Source organism: Streptomyces sp. NPDC021012 (assembly GCF_044333355.1).
Classification (GTDB): Bacteria; Actinomycetota; Actinomycetes; order Streptomycetales; family Streptomycetaceae; genus Streptomyces.
This window is the reverse complement of record NZ_JBIRQU010000007.1, coordinates 328,312-346,729: the sequence shown is the minus strand read 5'-3', so window position 1 is coordinate 346,729 and position 18,418 is coordinate 328,312. Positions and strand designations below refer to the sequence as shown.

General features: G+C 72.7%; 16 protein-coding genes. 9 read left to right on the top strand and 7 right to left on the bottom strand.

Annotation, left to right across the window (positions count from 1 at the left end; all coding sequences use genetic code 11):
- The 3 genes from ACH4TP_RS24490 to ACH4TP_RS24480 all read left to right on the top strand — a co-directional run bounded on the left by ACH4TP_RS24490 (position 1) and on the right by ACH4TP_RS24480 (position 4,417).
- Complete coding sequence (locus tag ACH4TP_RS24490; protein WP_398439127.1) at positions 1–2,544, top strand: ATP-binding protein; 2,544 nt, start codon at positions 1–3, stop codon at positions 2,542–2,544.
- Between the two features lie 116 nt (positions 2,545–2,660).
- Positions 2,661–3,224 carry a Chromate resistance protein ChrB gene (locus ACH4TP_RS24485; RefSeq protein ID WP_398439126.1) on the top strand — a complete coding sequence of 188 codons (564 nt, stop codon included), beginning with the start codon at positions 2,661–2,663 and terminating at the stop codon, positions 3,222–3,224.
- A 29-nt stretch (positions 3,225–3,253) separates the two neighbouring features.
- Positions 3,254–4,417: an MFS transporter gene (locus ACH4TP_RS24480; protein WP_398439235.1), complete on the top strand. Its 1,164-nt coding sequence runs from the start codon at positions 3,254–3,256 to the stop codon at positions 4,415–4,417.
- Positions 4,418–4,514: 97 nt separating this feature from the next.
- On the opposite strand, the gene ACH4TP_RS24475 is transcribed toward ACH4TP_RS24480, so the two are convergent.
- On the bottom strand, positions 4,515–5,543 hold the full coding sequence (locus ACH4TP_RS24475; protein ID WP_398184560.1) for a LacI family DNA-binding transcriptional regulator: 1,029 nt from the start codon (positions 5,541–5,543) through the stop codon (positions 4,515–4,517).
- Positions 5,544–5,630: 87 nt separating this feature from the next.
- Here ACH4TP_RS24475 and ACH4TP_RS24470 point away from each other — a divergent pair, with 87 nt between their 5' ends.
- From ACH4TP_RS24470 to ACH4TP_RS24445, 6 genes are read left to right on the top strand one after another with little or no spacing between them, the layout of a single operon-like run.
- On the top strand, positions 5,631–6,932 hold the full coding sequence (locus ACH4TP_RS24470) for a C45 family autoproteolytic acyltransferase/hydolase (RefSeq protein ID WP_398439125.1): 1,302 nt from the start codon (positions 5,631–5,633) through the stop codon (positions 6,930–6,932).
- On the top strand, positions 6,929–7,948 hold the full coding sequence (locus tag ACH4TP_RS24465; protein ID WP_398439124.1) for an ABC transporter permease: 1,020 nt from the start codon (positions 6,929–6,931) through the stop codon (positions 7,946–7,948). Before ACH4TP_RS24470 ends, ACH4TP_RS24465 begins: the two co-directional genes overlap by 4 nt.
- Positions 7,945–8,817 (top strand): ABC transporter permease, encoded by an 873-nt coding sequence (locus ACH4TP_RS24460; RefSeq protein WP_398184568.1) that lies wholly within the window; start codon positions 7,945–7,947, stop codon positions 8,815–8,817. Before ACH4TP_RS24465 ends, ACH4TP_RS24460 begins: the two co-directional genes overlap by 4 nt.
- Positions 8,814–9,836, top strand: coding sequence for an ABC transporter ATP-binding protein (locus tag ACH4TP_RS24455; protein WP_398439123.1), 1,023 nt, complete (start codon positions 8,814–8,816; stop codon positions 9,834–9,836). Before ACH4TP_RS24460 ends, ACH4TP_RS24455 begins: the two co-directional genes overlap by 4 nt.
- On the top strand, positions 9,833–10,639 hold the full coding sequence (locus ACH4TP_RS24450; protein ID WP_398439122.1) for an ABC transporter ATP-binding protein: 807 nt from the start codon (positions 9,833–9,835) through the stop codon (positions 10,637–10,639). Before ACH4TP_RS24455 ends, ACH4TP_RS24450 begins: the two co-directional genes overlap by 4 nt.
- Positions 10,640–10,653: 14 nt before the next feature.
- Positions 10,654–12,309, top strand: coding sequence for an ABC transporter substrate-binding protein (locus tag ACH4TP_RS24445; protein WP_398439121.1), 1,656 nt, complete (start codon positions 10,654–10,656; stop codon positions 12,307–12,309).
- 78 nt (positions 12,310–12,387) lie between these two features.
- Here the strand turns inward: ACH4TP_RS24445 and ACH4TP_RS24440 are convergent, their stop codons facing one another.
- From ACH4TP_RS24440 to fabG, 6 genes are all read right to left on the bottom strand, one after another.
- Entirely contained in the window at positions 12,388–13,374 is a 987-nt protein-coding gene (locus ACH4TP_RS24440) for an LLM class flavin-dependent oxidoreductase (RefSeq protein WP_389225941.1), read from the bottom strand.
- Positions 13,375–13,426: 52 nt separating this feature from the next.
- Positions 13,427–13,795: an antibiotic biosynthesis monooxygenase family protein gene (locus ACH4TP_RS24435; RefSeq protein ID WP_389225939.1), complete on the bottom strand. Its 369-nt coding sequence runs from the start codon at positions 13,793–13,795 to the stop codon at positions 13,427–13,429.
- A 55-nt stretch (positions 13,796–13,850) separates the two neighbouring features.
- Positions 13,851–15,359 (bottom strand): FAD-binding oxidoreductase, encoded by a 1,509-nt coding sequence (locus ACH4TP_RS24430; protein WP_398439120.1) that lies wholly within the window; start codon positions 15,357–15,359, stop codon positions 13,851–13,853.
- 13 nt (positions 15,360–15,372) lie between these two features.
- On the bottom strand, positions 15,373–16,551 hold the full coding sequence (locus ACH4TP_RS24425) for an FAD-dependent monooxygenase (protein ID WP_398439119.1): 1,179 nt from the start codon (positions 16,549–16,551) through the stop codon (positions 15,373–15,375).
- Between the two features lies 1 nt (position 16,552).
- The gene (locus ACH4TP_RS24420; RefSeq protein ID WP_389225930.1) at positions 16,553–17,509 is read right to left on the bottom strand and encodes an aromatase/cyclase; all 957 of its coding nucleotides are present in this window, start codon (positions 17,507–17,509) and stop codon (positions 16,553–16,555) included.
- 91 nt (positions 17,510–17,600) lie between these two features.
- Positions 17,601–18,386, bottom strand: coding sequence for a 3-oxoacyl-ACP reductase FabG (gene fabG / locus ACH4TP_RS24415; protein WP_389225928.1), 786 nt, complete (start codon positions 18,384–18,386; stop codon positions 17,601–17,603).
- Between the last annotated feature and the right edge of the window lie 32 nt (positions 18,387–18,418).

Here is an 18,418-nt window from a genome sequence, read left to right as displayed (position 1 = left end):
ATGGGACGCGGAAAGCTGCGTATCTATCTGGGGGCGGCGCCGGGGGTCGGCAAGACGTACTCGATGCTCTCCGAAGGGCACCGGAGGGTCGAGCGCGGTACGGACTGCGTCGTCGCCTTCGTCGAGCACCACGACCGGCCCCGGACCGAGGTCATGCTCCACGGTCTGGAGATGATTCCGCGCCGGACGATCGAGTACCGGGGGACGTCCTTCACGGAGATGGACGTGGATGCCGTCCTGGCGCGTCGGCCCGCGGTCGCGCTCGTCGACGAGCTGCCGCACACGAACGTCCCGGGCTCGCGCAACGCCAAGCGCTGGCAGGACGTGGAGGAGCTGCTCGCGGCCGGGATCGACGTCGTGTCGACGGTCAACATCCAGCACCTGGAGTCCCTCGGGGACGTCGTCGAGGCCATCACGGGCATCCGGCAGAAGGAGACCGTGCCCGACGAGGTCGTCCGCCGGGCCGACCAGATCGAACTGGTCGACATGTCGCCGCAGGCGCTGCGCCGCCGTATGGCGCACGGCAACATCTACAAGCCGGACAAGGTCGACGCCGCGCTCTCCAACTACTTCCGCCCCGGCAACCTCACCGCCCTGCGCGAACTGGCCCTGCTGTGGACGGCCGACCGGGTCGACGAGTACCTCCAGGAGTACCGGACCGAGCACCGCGTCTCGAAGATCTGGGGGTCGCGGGAGCGGATCGTCGTCGGTCTGACCGGCGGGCCCGAGGGCCGGACCTTGATACGGCGGGCCGTGCGGCTGGCCGAGAAGGGAGCCGGAGGTGAGGTCCTCGCCGTGTACATCTCGCGCAGCGACGGCCTGACCTCGGCCTCCCCGAAGGAACTGGCGGTCCAGCGCACCCTCGTGGAGGACCTGGGCGGGACCTTCCACCACGTCGTCGGCGACGACATACCGGCCGGGCTGCTCGCCTTCGCCCGAGGCGTCAACGCGACCCAGATCGTGCTCGGCGTGAGTCGGCGCCGCTCCTGGCACTACCTCTTCGGGCCGGGTGTCAGCGCGACGGTCGCCCGGGAGTCCGGACCCGACCTCGACGTCCACATCGTCACCCACGACGAGGCCGCGAAGGGCGGGGGGCTGCCCGTCGCCCGGGGGGCCCGGCTCGGCCGGTCCCGGACGATCTGGGGCTGGCTCGTCGGCCTCTGCGGACCGGCCCTCCTCACCGTGGTCCTCAACTCGGCCGTGCCCGAAGTGGGCCTGGCCAACGACGTCCTGCTCTACCTCACGCTCACCGTCGCGGCGGCGCTCCTGGGCGGACTCAAGCCGGCCCTGGCGTCCGCGGCCTTCGGCTCGCTGCTCCTCAACTGGTTCTTCACCCCGCCGATCCACGAACTGACGATCGCGGACCCGCGCAACATCACCGCGCTGGCGATCTTCGTGGGGGTGGCGATCTCGGTGGCCTCGGTCGTGGACCTGGCGGCGCGCCGGACGCATCAGGCGGCCCGGTCGAGGGCGGAGGCGGAGACGCTCTCCTTCCTGGCGGGCGGTGTGCTGCGCGGTGAGACGACCGTCGAAGCGCTCCTGGAACGGGTCCGGGAGACCTTCTCCATGGAGTCGGTCGCCCTCCTCGAACGTCCCGACGAGACGGCGCCGTGGTCGTGCGTCGCCTCCGTCGGACACCGTCCGTGCGACCGCCCCGACGACGCGGACGCCGACATGCCGGTCGGCGACCACCTCTCCCTCGCCCTGGGCGGCCGGGTGCTCCCCGCCGAGGACCGCCGCGTGCTCGGCGCCTTCGCCGCGCAGGCCGCCGTGGTGCTGGAGCGGCAGCGGCTGGTGGGCGAGGCGGAGGAGGCCCGCAAGCTGGCCGAGGGCAACAAGATCCGTACGTCGCTCCTCGCGGCCGTCAGCCACGACCTGCGCACGCCGCTCGCCGGCATCAAGGCGTCGGTCACGTCGCTGCGTTCCGACGACGTCGAGTGGTCGGAGGAGGACCGGGCCGAGCTCCTGGCGGGCATCGAGGACGGCGCCGACCGCCTCGACCACCTCGTCGGCAACCTGCTCGACATGTCCCGCCTGGACACGGGCACCGTCACCGCCGTCATCCGGGAGACCGACCTCGACGAGGTCGTCCCGATGGCGCTGCTCGGCGTCCCCGAGGAAAGCGTCGAGCTGGACATCCCGGAGACGTTGCCGATGGTCGCCGTCGACCGCGGCCTCCTGGAACGGGCCGTCGCCAACATCGTCGAGAACGCGGTCAAGTACAGCCCGCCCGGGCAGCCCGTCCTCGTCGCGGCGAGCGCCCTGGCGGACCGCGTGGAACTCCGGGTCGTGGACCGCGGCCCCGGAGTCCCGGACGAGGTCAAGGACCGGATCTTCGGCGCCTTCCAGCGCTACGGCGACGCTCCGCGCGGCGAGGGAGTCGGTCTCGGCCTGGCGGTGGCCCGGGGGTTCGCGGAGGCGATGGGCGGCACTCTGACGGCGGAGGACACGCCCGGTGGGGGCCTGACGATGACGGTCACCCTGCAGAGGGCCGAAGGCGCCGTTCCGTCCTCCCCGGACGTGACGGCCGACGCGGCCACCTGAGGCCGAGGGACCGAAGACGGTCCTGGGCGGTCATGGTGTGCGCTCCGGAGGGCGGACCGTCGAGCGGGGAATGTGATGCTTGCTACTTTTACTGGTGTGACGCAGGTTTTACTGGTGTGACGCAGGCCGATCGGAGCCGATGGCTCGTCCTCATCGTCAAGATCCCCGCGGAACCGTCCCGGCACCGGGTCGCCGCCTGGCGGGAGCTGCGCAGGATCGGCGCGCTCTCCCTCGGGCAAGGGATCTGGGCGGTGCCGGACGTGCCGGTGTTCGCCGACGGGGTGCGGCGGACCGTCGAGCTCTCCGAGCGGGCACAGGGGCAGACCGTCGTCCTTGAGGCGACCGGCCGCGGCGGGCAGGACGCCGCCCGGCCGCGCGAGTCCTTCGACGCGCTGCGGGAGGCGGACTGGACCGGGTTCCTCGCCGACTGCGGCAAGTTCGAGGAGGAGATCGCCAAGGAGATCCGCATCGGGAAGTTCACCCTCGCCGAGCTGGAGGAGGAGGAACAGGGCCTGGAACGACTCCGCCGCCGGCATCGCGACCTGACGGCCCGCGACGTGTTCGGCTCCCTCCTCGCCGCCGACGCGGCCGAGCGCCTCAAGCAGTGCGCCGCGGCCTGCGAGCACTACGCCGAACTGGTCTTCAAGGTCCTGCACGAACACCCCGAGGGCAGCGGATGAGCACGACGAACACCACGCCGATACGCCGGATGTGGCCGCTGCACGCGGCCGGATTCACCACCGCCTTCGGTGCGCACGGCATCGCCGCCAACCTGGGCGGATTCTCCGAGGACGCCGTGACCTCCCTGCTCGTCCTGGGCGGGCTGCTCGCCCTGTACGACGGTGCCGAGGTGGTCCTCAAGCCGGTCTTCGGCTCGCTCGCCGACCGGATCGGCGCCAAGCCCGTGCTCGTCGGCGGGCTGCTCGCCTTCTCGGCCGCCTCGGCCCTGTACGTCGCGGCGGGAAGTCCGGGCTGGCTGTGGGCCGCGCGGCTCGGCCAGGGGGCCGCCGCCTCCGCCTTCTCGCCGGCGGCCTCCGCGCTCGTCGCCCGGCTCAATCCGGCGGCCGAGCACGGCAGGGCCTTCGGAAGTTACGGATTCTCCAAGTCGCTCGGCTACACCCTCGGCCCGCTCCTCGGAGGGCTCCTGGTCTGGGCGGGCGGCCTCGCCCTCCTCTTCCTCGTGCTCGCCGTCCTCGGCGCGGCCGTCGCCGTCTGGGCCGCGCTCGCCGTCCCGGCCGTACCGCCCCTGCCCAAGCAGCGGCAGACCCTGCTCGACCTGGCCCGCCGGCTGGCCGACCGGTCGTTCCTCGCCCCGACCTCCGCGCTCGCCGCGGCCACGGCCGCGCTGTCCGTGGGCGTGGGCTTCCTGCCGGTGTCCGGTGCGGCGGCCGGCCTCGGCACCGTCGCGACCGGCGCGGCGGTCTCCGTGCTCGCCGCCACCGCCGCCGTCGTCCAGCCGTACGCGGGACGGGCCCTCGACGCGGGGCGTCTGACGACCCGCAAGGGGTTGACCCGGGGCCTCGCGGTCACCGCCGCCGGCCTGTTCGCGGCGATGCTCCCGGGCCTGGCCGGGGTGCTGGTCGCCGCCTGCCTCATCGGCGCGGGCACCGGCCTGGTCACCCCGCTCGGCTTCGCCGCCCTCGCGAACGCCACCCCGACCGAACGCCTCGGCCAGACCATGGGCGCGGCCGAACTCGGCCGTGAGCTCGGTGACGCGGGAGGCCCCCTCCTCGTCGCGGCCGTCGCGTCGGCCGCGACCCTGGCGTACGGGTACGCGGCCCTGGCGACCCTGACCGCGATCGGCGTGATCATCGGGATGGCCGTCGGTCGTCGGCCGGCACCCGGGCCGGAGTCGCGTCCGACGCGGGGGTGAGGGGCGGCGCGGCTCCCGGCGTCTCCGAACGGACCCTCCGGCGGCGTTTCGTCGCCGCGACGGGCCGCACCCGGGGCGGCCGAAGCCTGGTGAGTCGTCAGGTGTTCGGGTGGGGGCGGCGGGAGGAGGCGCGGACGCGGAAGCGGGAGGTCGTCAGGACGGGGCCGGTGCTCGGGGTGCCCGCGATGCGGGCCTGGAGGAGGTCGAGGAGGGCCAAGGTCGTTTCCGTGACGTGGAGTTCGACGGCCGAGATGGCGGGGCGGCTGTGCCGGGTGTGCTCGGAGTCGGAGGCGGCGGCGAGCATCGTCCGGTCGGGCACGGGGACGCCGCGAGCGGCGAGGCCCGCCAGTACTCCGGCCGCCTGGCGGCCGGTGTGGCACAGGATCGCGTCGGGGACCCCGTCGTCGACGATCGTGTGCGCGACGCTCTCGCCGCCGTGTTCGCCGGCGCGCTCGGCCGACATGTAGACGCGCGGGGTGATCCGGGCGCTCTCGCACCAGGCGCGGTACGTCGCCTCGCTGTCGATGTTCCAGGCGTTGGGGTCGGTTCCGCGCACCAGCGCGATCGACCGGGCGCCGTTCCCGGCGAAGTGCTCGTAGATGCGCCGGAAGCTCGACTGCTCGTCCTCGGTGGCCCAGTCGGTGAACTCCGGGCGGCCGGGATCGCGTCCCAGCGTCACGTACGGGATCTCGCGCTGTTCGAGGAGGGCGACGACCGGATCGTCCACGTGCGGCATCGTCACGATGTAGCCGTCGAGCGACAGCGCCAGCGGGGGTGTCGGGCGCTTGGTCGGGTCGGGCACGAGCATGACGCTGAGCCCGCGGTTCATCGCCTGCGCCGACACGGCGCCGATGTAGCGGGCGAACACGTCGACGCCCGGCGGCGCGTACTCGCCCAGCGCGTCGAGTGAGCGCATGACGAGCCCGATCGCCCCGACCGACGAGCGTCGCAGGCCGCGGGCGAGCGCGTCGGCCTGGTAGTCCATCTCCTCGGCGACGGCCCGGACGCGCAGGCGCGTGGCCGCGCTCAGCGTCCCGGTGTCGTTGAGCGCCATGGAGACCGCGGCGACGGAGACCCCCGCGCGCTGGGCGACGTCGCGGATGGTGACGCCCTTCGACCGGGCCATGGCGACCTCCGGGGGAGCGGAAAGCGACGTGAGGAAGACCGTTGTATTAAACGTTTTACCTCCCTAGCGTGTCGCCCGTCCCTCCCTGTGACGGTCCTCACAAGGCAAAGGTCCCACGGCACTATGAAGCTGCACGTACTGCGCTCGACCGGCACCGATCCCCATGAACGCGGCCGCAACGACGCCGGCCTCGGCCCGCACTTCGACATCCCGAGGCACCGCTCCGACATCCCGGCCGGCGGCATGCCCGTCCACGCCGTCGCGCGTCGCGTCCTGGAGGAGGCGACGACGGTGGCGGCGGCCCACGACATCATCGCCCCCGCGAAGGTGAACGCGTCCACCGCGCTGACCGTCGCCACCTACCGGGACGGCCGGGCCGCGGCGGCGTCCCCGGAGATGTCACCCGCCGGAGTCGCCGTGGTGCGGCCCGGCGGCGACGGCTGGGTGGTCCACACGAACCACTTCCTCGACGCGGGCCCCGCCGACGGCGACACCGGCACCCCGGAATCGGCCTCGGCCGAGCGGTACGCGCAGGCCCGCGCCGTACGCGGCGGGATGGTCGAGCGCGCCGCCGCGCTCGCCGCGCATGGGTCGACCCCGTACCTGCGGGTGACCGGCATCAAGGTCATGGTCGACGGGACCGTCGACGGGTGCACCGCGGCGCTGGGGAAGCCCTACGCGAACGGGGCGGAGGCCGCCCCGATCTGGAGCCTCGCCGAGCTCGCGCCGGTGGTCGCCGCCGCGGACGCGGCCGGCCTGCGGGTCGCCCTGCACGCCATCGGCGACGAGGCGGTCCGGGTCGCGATCGGCGCCGTCGAGCACGCCGTCGCCCTCAACGGCCCCAAGGAGCGGCGCCACCGCATCGAGCACCTCGAAGTCGTCGACGCCGCGGACATCGACCGCCTGGCGGCACTCGGCATCACGGCGAGCATGCAGCCCGTGCACGCCGACCCCGCCATCCAGGACAACTGGCGGCGGACGCTCGGCGACGAGCGGGCCGACCGCGGCTTCCCGTGGCCCGAGATGACCGGCGCCGGGGCCGTGCTCGTCCTCGGCACCGACTCGCCCACCTCGCCGCACGCGCCGCTGCCCAACATGTTCGTCGCGGCGACCCGGCGTTCGGCCCTGGACCCGTCGCTGCCCGCGAACCTCGCGCACTACGCCCTGCCGCTGGCGGACGCGATCGTGCACGCCACGCGGGACGCCGCCTGGGCGAGCCGCTCCGACCATCTGCACGGCCGCCTCGCCGAGGGCCAGTACGCCGACTTCGTCGTCCTCGACCGGGACGTCTTCGCCCGCCCCCTGGACGAACTGCTCGACACCCGCGTGCTGCGGACGGTCGTCGGCGGCCGGACGGTCCATCACGCGCGACCGGAGGCGGACCGATGAGCCAGGTGATCACGACGGCGCCCGTGCCGTCGGAGGCGACGGAGCCGGGGAAGCGGCCCGTCGGGGCGGTCGCGCGGTTCGTCGCCCTGCGCGTCGCGGGGCTGGCCGTGACCCTGTCCCTCGCGAGCCTGGTTGTTTTCGGCGCGCTCTACGCCGCGCCGGGAAGCCCGCTCACGTACCTCACGCACGGTCGCACCATGAGCCCCGAGGCGGTCGCCGGTATCAAGGCCGATTACCACCTCGACGACTCCGTGGGGCGGCAGTACCTGAGGTGGCTGGGCGGCGTGCTGCACGGCGACCTCGGCACCTCGATCATCTACAACCAGCCGGTGTCCTCGCTGGTCGGCGGCCGCGCCCCGGTGACCACGCTGCTCGTCCTCATGGCCGCGGCGACCGTCCTCGTACTCGGTCTGGCCATCGGCACGCTCGCCGGCCTCAGGCCCGGCTGGGCGTCCCGGTCGGCCATGGCCGGAGCGACGGGCGTCATGGCGGTGCCGACCTTCGTCGGAGCGGTCGTGCTGATCGTCGTCTTCGCCGTCGACCTGGAGTGGTTCCCGGTGTTCGGCGCCGGCAGCGGCGGATTCGACCGGATCCACCACCTGGTTCTCCCGTCGCTCGCCCTCGCGCTCGCGTCCGTCGCGTTCGTCGCACGACTCGCCCAGACCGCGGTCCGGGCGGAGCTGTCCGCCGACCACGTGCAGACGGCGATCAGCCGCGGACTGCCCCGCCGGACCGTCGTGCGCCGTCACGTGATGCGCAACGCCGCGATGCCCGTGCTCACCGTCGCCGGCCTCACGATCGCGGGCCTGATCGCCGGAAGCGTCGTCGTGGAACAGGTCTTCCAGCTCGGCGGGCTCGGCCAGTTCCTCGTCACCTCGGTCCAGCAGAAGGACTTCCCCGTCGTCCAGGCGATCTGCCTGGTGTACGTCACCGCCTTCATCGTGCTGAACACCCTCATCGACCTCGCCTACACGCTGCTCGACCCGCGTGTGTCGCTCGGGAAGAAGGACTCATGAGCGCGACAGCGGCGATACGCCGTACCGGAGCCCGGAAGACCGGCCGGCGGACGCGCGGCACGAGGGGCCTCGGCCTGTCCGGCCTGGTGGCGCTCGGGCTCCTCGGGCTCGTCGTCTGCTGCGCCCTGCTCGCGCCGGTCGTCTCGCTCCAGGCCCCGAACGCCGTCGACCTCTCCGGCGCCTACCAGGGATCGAGCGGCGCGCACCTGCTGGGAACCGACGCGAGCGGACGGGACCTCCTCTCCCGCCTCGTCCACGGCTCCCGCACCGCGCTGGTCGGACCGTTCCTCGTCGTGGTGGTCTCGACCCTCCTCGGGACGGTCCTCGCGCTCGCGGCCGTGTGGTTCGGCGGCTGGTTCGACCAGATGACGGTGCGCGTCGTCGACGCCGTGTTCGCCTTCCCCGGTCTGCTCCTCGCCATCCTCGCGACCGCCCTGTTCGGCTCCGGTCTGCCGGCCGCCGTCGTGGCGCTGTCCCTCGCCTACGTCCCGTACATCGCACGGATCGTGCGCAGCGCGGCGCTGCGCGAACGCAACCTGCCGTACGTCGCGGCGCTGCGGGTCCAGGGCGTGCACGGGCTGCGGATCGCGCTGGCGCACCTCCTGCCCAACGTGAGCGGGCTGATCGTCGCCAACGCCACCCTCGCCTTCGGGTTCGCCCTGATGGACCTCGCCGGCCTCTCCTTCATCGGCCTCGGCGTGCAGCCGCCGACCTCGGACTGGGGCGCGATGGTCGGCACCGGCACGGCCGGTGTGCTCCAGCAGCACCCGCAGGAGGCGCTGTACGCCGGCGCGCTCATCGTCATCACGGTCGGCGCCGTCAACACGCTCGGCGACCGGCTCACGGAGCGCTGGGAGGCACGCTCGTGAACGCACTTCTCGACGTCGAGGACCTGACGGTCCGGTTGCCGGTCGCGGGCGAACCGCGCACCGTGCTGCGCGACGTCTCGTTCTCGCTCGACCGCGGCAGCACGCTCGGCCTGGTCGGCGAGTCCGGCTCCGGCAAGTCGATGACGGTACGCGCCCTCGCGCGGCTGCTCCCCGACGGCGCCGAGGTCCGGGGCGGCGTCCGCTTCGACGGCGCCGACGTGTTCGGCCTGCGCGCCGAGGCCCTGCGGTCCTACCGGGCCAGGGACGTCGCGATGATCTTCCAGGACGCCCGGGCCCACACCGACCCCGTCCGCACGATCGGCGACTTCCTCACCGAGGCGATGCGCGTCAACGACCGGATGCCGAAGGTCGCCGCCCGCAAGCGCGCGCGGGAACTGCTCGCCGAGGTCGGGATCACGGACCCGGAGCGCCGGCTGCGGCAGTACCCGCACGAGCTCTCCGGCGGTCTGCTGCAGCGCGTGATGATCGCCGCCGCGGTCGCCGCACGGCCCCGGCTCGTCCTCGCGGACGAGCCGACGACCGCGCTCGACGTCACCACCCAGGCGGAGGTGATGGCGATCCTGCGGCGCATGCAGCGCGAGTACGGCATGGCCATGCTCTTCATCACGCACGACCTGGAGCTCGCCGGCGCCGTGTGCGACGAGACGATCGTGCTGTACGCGGGGCAGGCCGTGGAGCGACAGGCGTCGAAGCGGCTGCACGAGGACCCGCTCCACCCCTACACCGCCGCCCTGGTGCGGGCGCGCCCCGAGATCGACCGGCGCGTCGAGCGGCTGCCCGCCATCGCCGGTCACCCCACCACCGCGTACGAGGCGCCGGACGGCTGCGCGTTCGCCCCGCGCTGCCGCTTCGCGCGGGACGAGTGCCGGGTGGGGGTGCCGCCCCTGCTGCGGATCGGTGGGGGTCAGACCCGGTGCGTCCGGATGCCCGAGCTGCGCGGCCGGCTGCTGCCGCAGGTGCCCGCCGGCACCGCTGCGAACGAGGAGGCCCAGCGATGACCGAACCCCTGCTCGTGGTCGAGCACCTGACCAAGACGTTCGGCCACGGGCGTGCCCGGGCGACCGCGGTCGCCGACGTGAGCTTCTCCCTGGCCCCGGGCGGATCCCTCGGCATCGTCGGCGAGTCCGGCTCCGGCAAGACGACCACGGCCCGGATGATCATCGGCCTGGAGCGTCCCTCCGGCGGCCGCGTCACGGTCCGGGGCGAGGACCGCACCCAGCCGGCGCGTTCCGCCCGCAGCCGCCGCCGGCGGGGCCGGGACGTCCAGATCGTCTTCCAGGATCCGTACACCTCGCTCGACCGCCGCCAGCGCGTCGGCGACTGCCTCGCGGAGGTCGTCGGCGTCCACGCCCGGCTCGGCCGCGAGGGGACCAGGAAGCGGGTGGGCGAACTCGCCGGACTCGTCGGACTCGACGACCGGCAGCTCGCGGCCCTGCCGAGGGCACTGTCCGGAGGCCAGCGCCAGCGCGTCGCCATCGCCCGCGCGCTCGCCGCGGATCCGGACGTCCTCATCCTCGACGAGGCCGTGTCCGCCCTGGACGTCTCGATCCAGGCGCAGATCCTCAATCTGCTCTCGGACATCCGGCGCGAGCGCGGCGTGAGCTACCTGTTCATCAGCCACGATCTCGCCGTCATCCGCCAGGTCACCGACGACACGATCGTCATGCGCCACGGCGCCGTCGTCGAGCAAGGGCCCACCGCCGACGTGCTCGACCACCCCCGGCACCCCTACACCCGCCTGCTGCGCGACAGCGTCCCGCGCCCCGGCTGGGACCCCGAAACCCTCACCGCCCGACACTGACCAGGAGTCGCGCCATGCACGCACCCCGCCCGCGCGGACGGACCGCCGCACTCGCCGTCGCCGCCACCGCCTCCCTCGTACTGGCCGGCTGCTCCGGAGGAGGCGGCACCACCGGAACCGGAGGCACCCGCACCTCCGACGCGCTGACGACCTACACGCCGCAGGGCAAGGGCTCGGTGGACAGGATCACCTGGAACGTCTTCCAGGGCGAGCCGCAGACCGTCGACCCCTTCCACGCGGCCGACTACACGCCGAACATGATCAACTCGAACATGTGCGAGACCCTGTTCGCCCAGACGCCCGACTTCAGGATCAAGCCCAACCTGGCGACCTCGTACACGAACCCCGACCCGAAGACCTGGGTCTACGAGATCCGCGACGGCGTCACCTTCTGGGACGGCTCGCCGATGACCGCCGACGACGTCGTGTGGAGCATGAACCACAACCTGACGGACAGGACGGGCTTCTACGGCTACCTGTACCGGAACGTCGCCTCGATCACGAAGACGGGCACCTCGGAGGTGACCGTCAGGCTCAAGCGGCCCGACTACCTCTTCAACGACGAACTGGCGAGCTACGCCGGGGTCGTCGTCCAGAAGAAGTTCTACGAGCGGAACGGCAAGAAGGTCGGCACGCCCGACGTCGGCCTCATGTGCACCGGCCCGTACAAGTTCGCCAAGTGGACGCGGGGGCAGTCGATCAGCGCGAGCCGCTACGACGGCTACTGGAACAAGGAGCTGCCGCTGAAGGTGAAGAACATCGACTTCACCTTCCTCACCGACGACTCCGCGATCACCTCCGGCCTGCTCTCCGGCCAGATCGACGGCACGTACCAGCCGCCGACGGCCGCTCTGGCGCAGCTGAAGGCATCCCCGGCGGGCAGGCTCCACTCGGGCCCCGCGCCGCTCGCCGTCACGCTCGTCGTCGCGAACACGAAGGGCGCGATGGGCGACGCCGACGTGCGCAGGGCGCTCCAGACGGCCATCGACTGGAAGGGCATCGGCAAGCAGGTGTACGCGGGTGAGGGCACCCCGGCCTCCCTGCAGACCGTCCCGGCCGTCTACGGCTTCGCGAAGGACGCCCTGACCCCGTACGCCGACTCGGTCAGGACCGACGGCACGCCGAGGATCGAGGAGGCGAAGAAGCTGCTCGCCGGTGTCCCGGCCGACGTGAAGGCGAAGCGGATCAGCCTTGTCGTGCCGCAGCAGGCGGAGACCCAGCAGCTGGGCGTCGGCATCAAGGACGCGGCCGACAGGATCGGCCTGAACTTCAAGCTGAACGTCGTCCCCGCGACCGGCTACTCGAACTACCTGTACGACCCGGCGACGCGCGGCGACACCGACCTGCTGTACACGCAGTTCTGGCCGAACATCCCCAACCCGCTCGACTGGCTGGGCATCACCGCGGTGTCCGGCGGCTCCTTCAACCAGTCCGGCTACAGCGGCGTCGACGCCCTCTACGCGAAGGCGGTGGCCGAGAAGGACGACAAGGCCCGCGCCGAGGTGGTCGTGGCGATGGAGAAGAAGCTGCACGACGAGACGGCACCGATGTTCCCCGGCATCCAGCTGACGAACGACGTGTGGCTCGGCAGCAGGATCACCGGGGCGCCGGCGGCGTTCGACTACGTCTACTACCCGTGGGCGGCGCACCTCGGAGGGACCGGCGAGTAGCCCTCTGGCGGGCCTCGTCGGAGTCCCCTCCGCCGTGGCCGTCCCGGGCGGGGACGGCCACGGCGGACGGCGTACGGGTCAGCGTCCGGACGGCCGTCGCGCACCCAGCAGCGGCGGCAGCGCCTCGCTGACCAGCTCGATGTTCCGTACGGTCAGGTCGTCCGGCATACCGGCGATGCTCGCCCAGAAGATCAGGTGCTCCACCGGCAGCCCCTCGGTCATCTCCTTGATCTGGACGGCGGCGTCCTCGGGGGTGAGGATCTTCAGGGCCCCCCAGGGGGCGTTGGAGGTCCGGTTGCGGAACTCGTCCGCGTGGATGATCGGCGGCCGGGGCTTGTCGGTGCCCTCCACGGACGACTGCCGGTAGCTGTTCATCTGGTGGGCGAGGTAGGGCGCGACACGAGACCAGGCCTCGTCCGGGTCGTCGGCGAGGATGATCGGCAGCAGGCCGGAGAGCCGGGCGGTCGCCGGGTCGTGGCCGCCCTCGACGAGCCCCTCGCGGTAGTGCGGGAACAGCTCGTGGGAGATGTGCAGCAGCCCGATGCCGAGCCGGCCGGCCATCCGCGCGCCGCGCGGCCCGTAGAAGCCGCCCCACAGCGGGACGGGGTCCTGGATCGGACCGGGGGTGACGACACCCTCCTCCCAGAGCCGGCGGACCTCGCGGATGTGCTCCTCGGTCTTCCGGAAACGCCGCGTGAAGTCCGCGTCCATCAGGGAGTATTCGGGCACCCGGTAGCCGGCGCCCATGCCCAGCTCCAGGCGTCCGCCGCTCAGGAGGTCGACGACCGCCGCCTCCTCCGCGAGCTGGGCCGGCTTGCGCAGCGCGGGCAGCACCACCGAGGTGCCGATCCGGGCGTGGCGGGTGCGGGCCGCGGCGGCGGCGGCGAAGGTCAGCGGCTGCGGCAGATAGCCGTCCTCGAAGAGGTGGTGCTCGGTGAACCACAGCCCGCCCACGCCCCGCCGGTCCGCCTCCTCGCAGAATTCCAGGTTCTGCGCGTAGTGATCGGCCCAGGGCCGCTTCCAGCCCTCCGGGTTCCGCAGGTCGAAGAGAAGTCCCACATCCATGGCGAAGTCCCCATTCATCAAGTGAGTTCGGGCGAGAATTCCCCGGCCGAGGTCAGGCGACGCAGAGGCCTTCGACGGCGACCTTCTCGAAGACGTGCGCGTACGAGACGATGTCCTCGGGGACGTCGACGGCCATGGCCTGGAACTGCGGGTCGGCGAGCGCCGTGGCGAGGGCCTCGGTCGACTCCCAGATCGCGACGTTCATGAACAGCCGGCTCCCCGCCGTGCCCCGGTGCATCTGCAGGGAGAGCAGCCCCGGCTGCGCCTTCATGAACGTGGCGTGCTTCTTCCAGACGGCCAGGAACGTCTCGGAATCGTCCTCCGGGACGACGAAGGTGTTGGCCAGGACGACGGGCCCGGTCTTCTCCTTCAGCTGGTCGAAGAACGACGTGCTCGGGTCCAGGTTCTCCTGCTTGGCCATTTCTGGTCCTCCCTCTCGCAATCGGTGTGCCGGCGCCCTGTCGGTCCGGTTTTCGTCAACGTATTCCTTGCGCGAATCCGAAGAGACCGTTCGGGTCGTAGCGGTTCTTCGTCCGCACCAGTCGCGGATAGTTCTCCGCGTAATAGGAGGTCTTCCAGTCCGCGAGTTCCGGGTCGACGAAGTTCTGGTAGGTCTCGCCCGAGGAGAGCGGGTCGACGGCCGCGAAGCCCGCGTCGACCCAGGCCTTCGCGGCGGTCCGCAGCCCGTCCGTGACCTGCCCCTGCGCCACGTAGGCCTGGAAGTTCACGGAGAAACGGCTGTCGCGGTGCACGAACGCCGTCGCGGTCCGGTCCAGGTCCCGCACGGCGCCGTCGATCGGCAGCACCTGGAGCCCGTGCGTCTGGCCGCCGGACACCCGCTGCTCGTCGAAGAGCGCCAGGACGCGCGCCCAGCCGTCCCGGGGCACGGCGTCGCGGACCAGACGGCTGCGCTCCAGCGCGAACGCGGTCCGGGGGAGCTGCCCCCGGGGGAAGACGTCCGCCCGGTGGCATTCCTCGACGGTCATCCCCGTGCAGCGGAAGATGCCCGTCATCAGGTCGCGGTAGGGCAGCACCGAGCCCTGCCGCGAGGCCGGCCCACCCGTCAGGGACTCCAACCGGGCCAGCTCCGCGTCGAGTTCGGCAGGGGTCCCGGTGGAGACCACGATGATCGCCGGGGCCGGGACATGGCCCGGCGCCGCGTCGACGAGGGTGACCACCGCCGCCGAGCCGATCGTACGGGGGCAGTCGACCAGCCAGCGGGCGTAGCCGTCGAGCATGTCGAGCGCCTGGTCGTAGGCGTAGCCGAGCTGCGCAGTGGCCACCTGGGACAGGGCGGTCGGCGTCAGCGTGTAGGACGTGACGACGCCGAAGTTGCCGCCTCCGCCCCCGCGCAGCGCCCAGAACAGGTCCGGGTGCTCCTGCGCGGAGGCCGTGACGGTCTGCCCGCTCGCCAGCACCACCGTCGCGGAGGTCAGCGCGTCGCAGGTCATGCCGAGCGTACGGGTGAGGAACCCCAGCCCGCCGCCCTGGACGAACCCGCCGGCGGCGACGGTCGGGCACGCGCCGCCGACGAGGGCGAGCCCCGAGTCGGCCAGCGTGTTCAGCACGTCGACGTTCTGCGCGCCCGGTCCCAGGGTCACCGAACCGCCGCCGACCCGCACCGAGTTCAGCCGGGACACGTCCACCACCAGACCGGTTCCGGTGGAGTACCCCGCGGCGCTGTGGCCGCCGCTGCGCACCGTCGGAACCAGTCCGTTCTGCTGCGCGAAGGCGAGGCACAGCGCCACGTCCCGCGCGTCGGCGCAGTAGGCGACGGCCTGCGGGCTGATGGCGTCGAACTGCATCAGGTCCAGCTGCTTGGCGGTCGCGTACCGGGCATCGGAGGGGAGCACGAGGTCCCCGGTCAGCTGCCGGTCCAGTCGGCTCCAGGGAACGGCGCCCAGACCCAGGGCACGGGTGGCGGGGACCGCCGCGGCGGCGGCCCCCGCCGCACCGGCCCCGAGCAGCGCCCGACGGGTGATCATGAGGGCTCCCCTCTCAGCGGTTCGGTGTCCCGGCCGGTTCGGCCGGTTCGGGCGGGCTCCCGGCGCCGGCGTCCAGACCGCCGAGCCGGGAGGCCAGCAGCTCGCGCACCGCCCGGTGGTCGAGGAGCTCCCGGAAGAGGGAGCGCAGCGGATCGAACTCCGGGCCGCCGAGCATGATGTGGGCCTGGGCGTCGATGATCGCCATGGCCCGGTGGCCGGCCCGGTGCCGCTCCTCGTGGTACGAGTCCAGCAGCCCGTCCGGTGCGGTGCCCGCGACCTCGGCGGCGAGTTTCCAGCCCAGGTCGAAGGCGTCCTGCAGGCCGAGGTTGATGGCCTGTCCGCCGACCGGCAGGTGGCGGTGGGCGGCGTCCCCGGCCAGCAGCACCCGTCCCCGGCGGTAGCGCGTGGCCTGGCGGCTGACGTCGCCGAAGGCGTTCACCCACACCGGGGTGCCGGCGCCGATGTCCTCCCCGGTCACCCGCGCCCACGCCTCGACGACCTCGTCGAAGCCGGGCGCGGTGGTGCGCGGCGCGGGCGTACGCCCGTACTCGTGCACCATGACCCGGGTCAGCCCCTCCCGGGTCGCGGCGACCGCGAAGCCGCCGGGCAGCCGCTGGAAGCGACGGTCGGGGATGTCGACCCCGCGGACGTCGCAGCGCAGCAGCTCGCGGCGGGCGTCCCGGCCGTGGAACTCGAAGCCGGCCAGGGCGGCGACGGTGCTCTCCTCGCCGTCGCAGCCCACCACGTACGCGGCGGTCAGCCGCACCTTCCGCCCGGAGCCGAGCTCGACGGCGTCGACGGTGACGCCGTCCTCGGTCCGGTGCAGCGCGCGGACCTCGTGCTCGCGCCGGACGTCCGCGCCGAGCGCGCGCGCCCGGTCGCCGAGCAGTGCCTCGACCCGCGCCTGCGGCACCTTCCACTGGCCCGCGAACGGAGAGGGCTGGCCGTCCAGGTCGAGGGGCAGGCCACCGAAGTGGCCCCGGGACTCGCGGGGCACCGTGCCGAGCGTCGCCAGCAGGCCGCGCTCGTCCAGGAGCTCCATGGTGCGGGCGTCCAGGGTGGTGGCCCTGGACTCCGTCGTCGGTGCGGCCAGCCGCTCCAGCACCGTCACCTCGGCCCCGCCGACGCGCAGTTCACCGGCGAGCGCGAGCCCGACGGGCCCGGCGCCGACGACGATGACCCGACCGCTCATGTCAGCGCCGGCCTTCGGCGTGGTCCTTGGCGTACCCCAGGGTGGCGCGGCTGTTGCCGCTCAGGGCGTTCTTGACGTACACCCGGGCCTCCGGAATCCCCGCGCCGGCGCCGAGGACCTCCTCGACGGTGGCGGGGTTGAGGACGACGGTGTGCTGGGAGGTGGCCTCCACCCCGCCGTCGACCTCGGTGAGCGTCCAGCAGCCGGTGTGCAGGGTCATCAGCTTCGGCAGCGTGATCTGCTTGTAGAGGATCCTGCTGTGCGGGAAGCACACCCGGATCGACTCGGTGGTGTGGGTGGCGCCGTCCTTGGTACGGGTGTCCATCCGCAGCACCTGCAGACCGGGGGAGTCCTCGGTCAGCGTCGTGGTCGCGACGTGCGGCAGCCGCTCCGGCCAGCGGTCGGCCTCGTTGAGGAAGTCGTAGACGTCCTTGGCCGAGCCGGCGATGCGGACCGTGTCCTCGAAGGAGAACATCAGCCCCTCGTCGCCGTCCGCGGAGGCGGTGGCCAGCTCGACGTTCGCCTTCAGCGCCGCCAGTTCGGCGGTGCTGTTGCGGTCGACCGCGGCGTCGATCCAGGCGAGGCCCTCCGGGTCGTCGTCGACGGCCCGGTAGTCGTGCAGCAGCCGCACCCGGGACTCCGTCCCGGACAGCGGCTCGATCAGCCAGGTGCCGCCCATGGCCGCGACGGGCGGGGCGGACACCTCCTGGCGGAAGGTGATGCGCCGCCCCTCCGGGTCGAGCTCACGGCGCGAGGTCCAGCTCTTGGCGGTCCCGTTGGCCGTGGCCCAGATGCGTATCCGCTCCGTGGAGCCGTCCAGCTCGACCTGCTCGGCGTGGACGGTCGGCGGGAACAGCCGGGGCCAGTTCGCGACCTTCTCGATCAGTTCGTACACAGCGTCGGCGGGCGCGCCCACCGTGATCTCGTGCTCCACCTCGCGGTGGCCCGGCTTCGTCATCGCCGGATCTCCTTTCCGTGCGGTCCTCGTGGACGAAAGGCCCCGATCGGGCCACGAAAGGCCCCGGTCGGGCCCAGAAGCTGCCGAGCCCTCAGAAGTTGCCGAGCCCGCCGCAGACGTTCATCGCCTGCGCGGTGATCGAGGCGGCCCGGTCGGAGGCCAGATAGCCGACCAGGCCCGCCACCTCGTCGGCGGTCGAGTAGCGCCCGAGCGGGATCTTGGCCTGGAACTTCTCCAGAATGGCCTGCTCGCTGGTCCCGTAGGCCGCCGCGTATCCCTGCCGCACGCGCTCCGCCATGGGCGTCTCCACGTAGCCGGGGCACACCGCGTTGACGGTGATCCCGGTGGGCGCCAGCTCGTTGCCGAGCGCCTTGGTGAAGCCGACCACGCCGTGCTTCGACGCGGAGTACGGGGCGCCCAGGACGACGCCCTGCTTGCCGGCGGTGGAGGCGATGTTGATGATCCGTCCGCGCTCGGCGTTCCGCATGCCGCCCGCGTTCAGGACCTCACGGGTCATCAGGAACACGCTGTTCAGGTTGGTGTTGATGACGTCGAGCCACAGCTCGTCGGCGATGTCGGCGGTGACGCCGCCCCCGCTCCGGCCCACGTTGTTGACCAGGACGTCCACGGGGCCGTACCGCTCCACCGCCGCAGCGACGAAGGCGCGGATCTGCTCCGGGTCCGTCACGTCGCAGGCGATGCCGTCGGCCTCGAAGCCCTCGTCCCGCAGCTCCTTCAGCACCGTGGCCACGTTCTCGGCGGACCGCGCGCAGATGAAGACCCGGTGCCCCTGCTCCGCCAGGCACTTGGCCGTCGCGCGTCCGATCCCCGAGGTGGCGCCGGTGACCAGTGCGACCCGGCCCTCGTGCTCGGTCATGTCCTTCTCCTTCTGCTGGTGGGGTCGGCCGG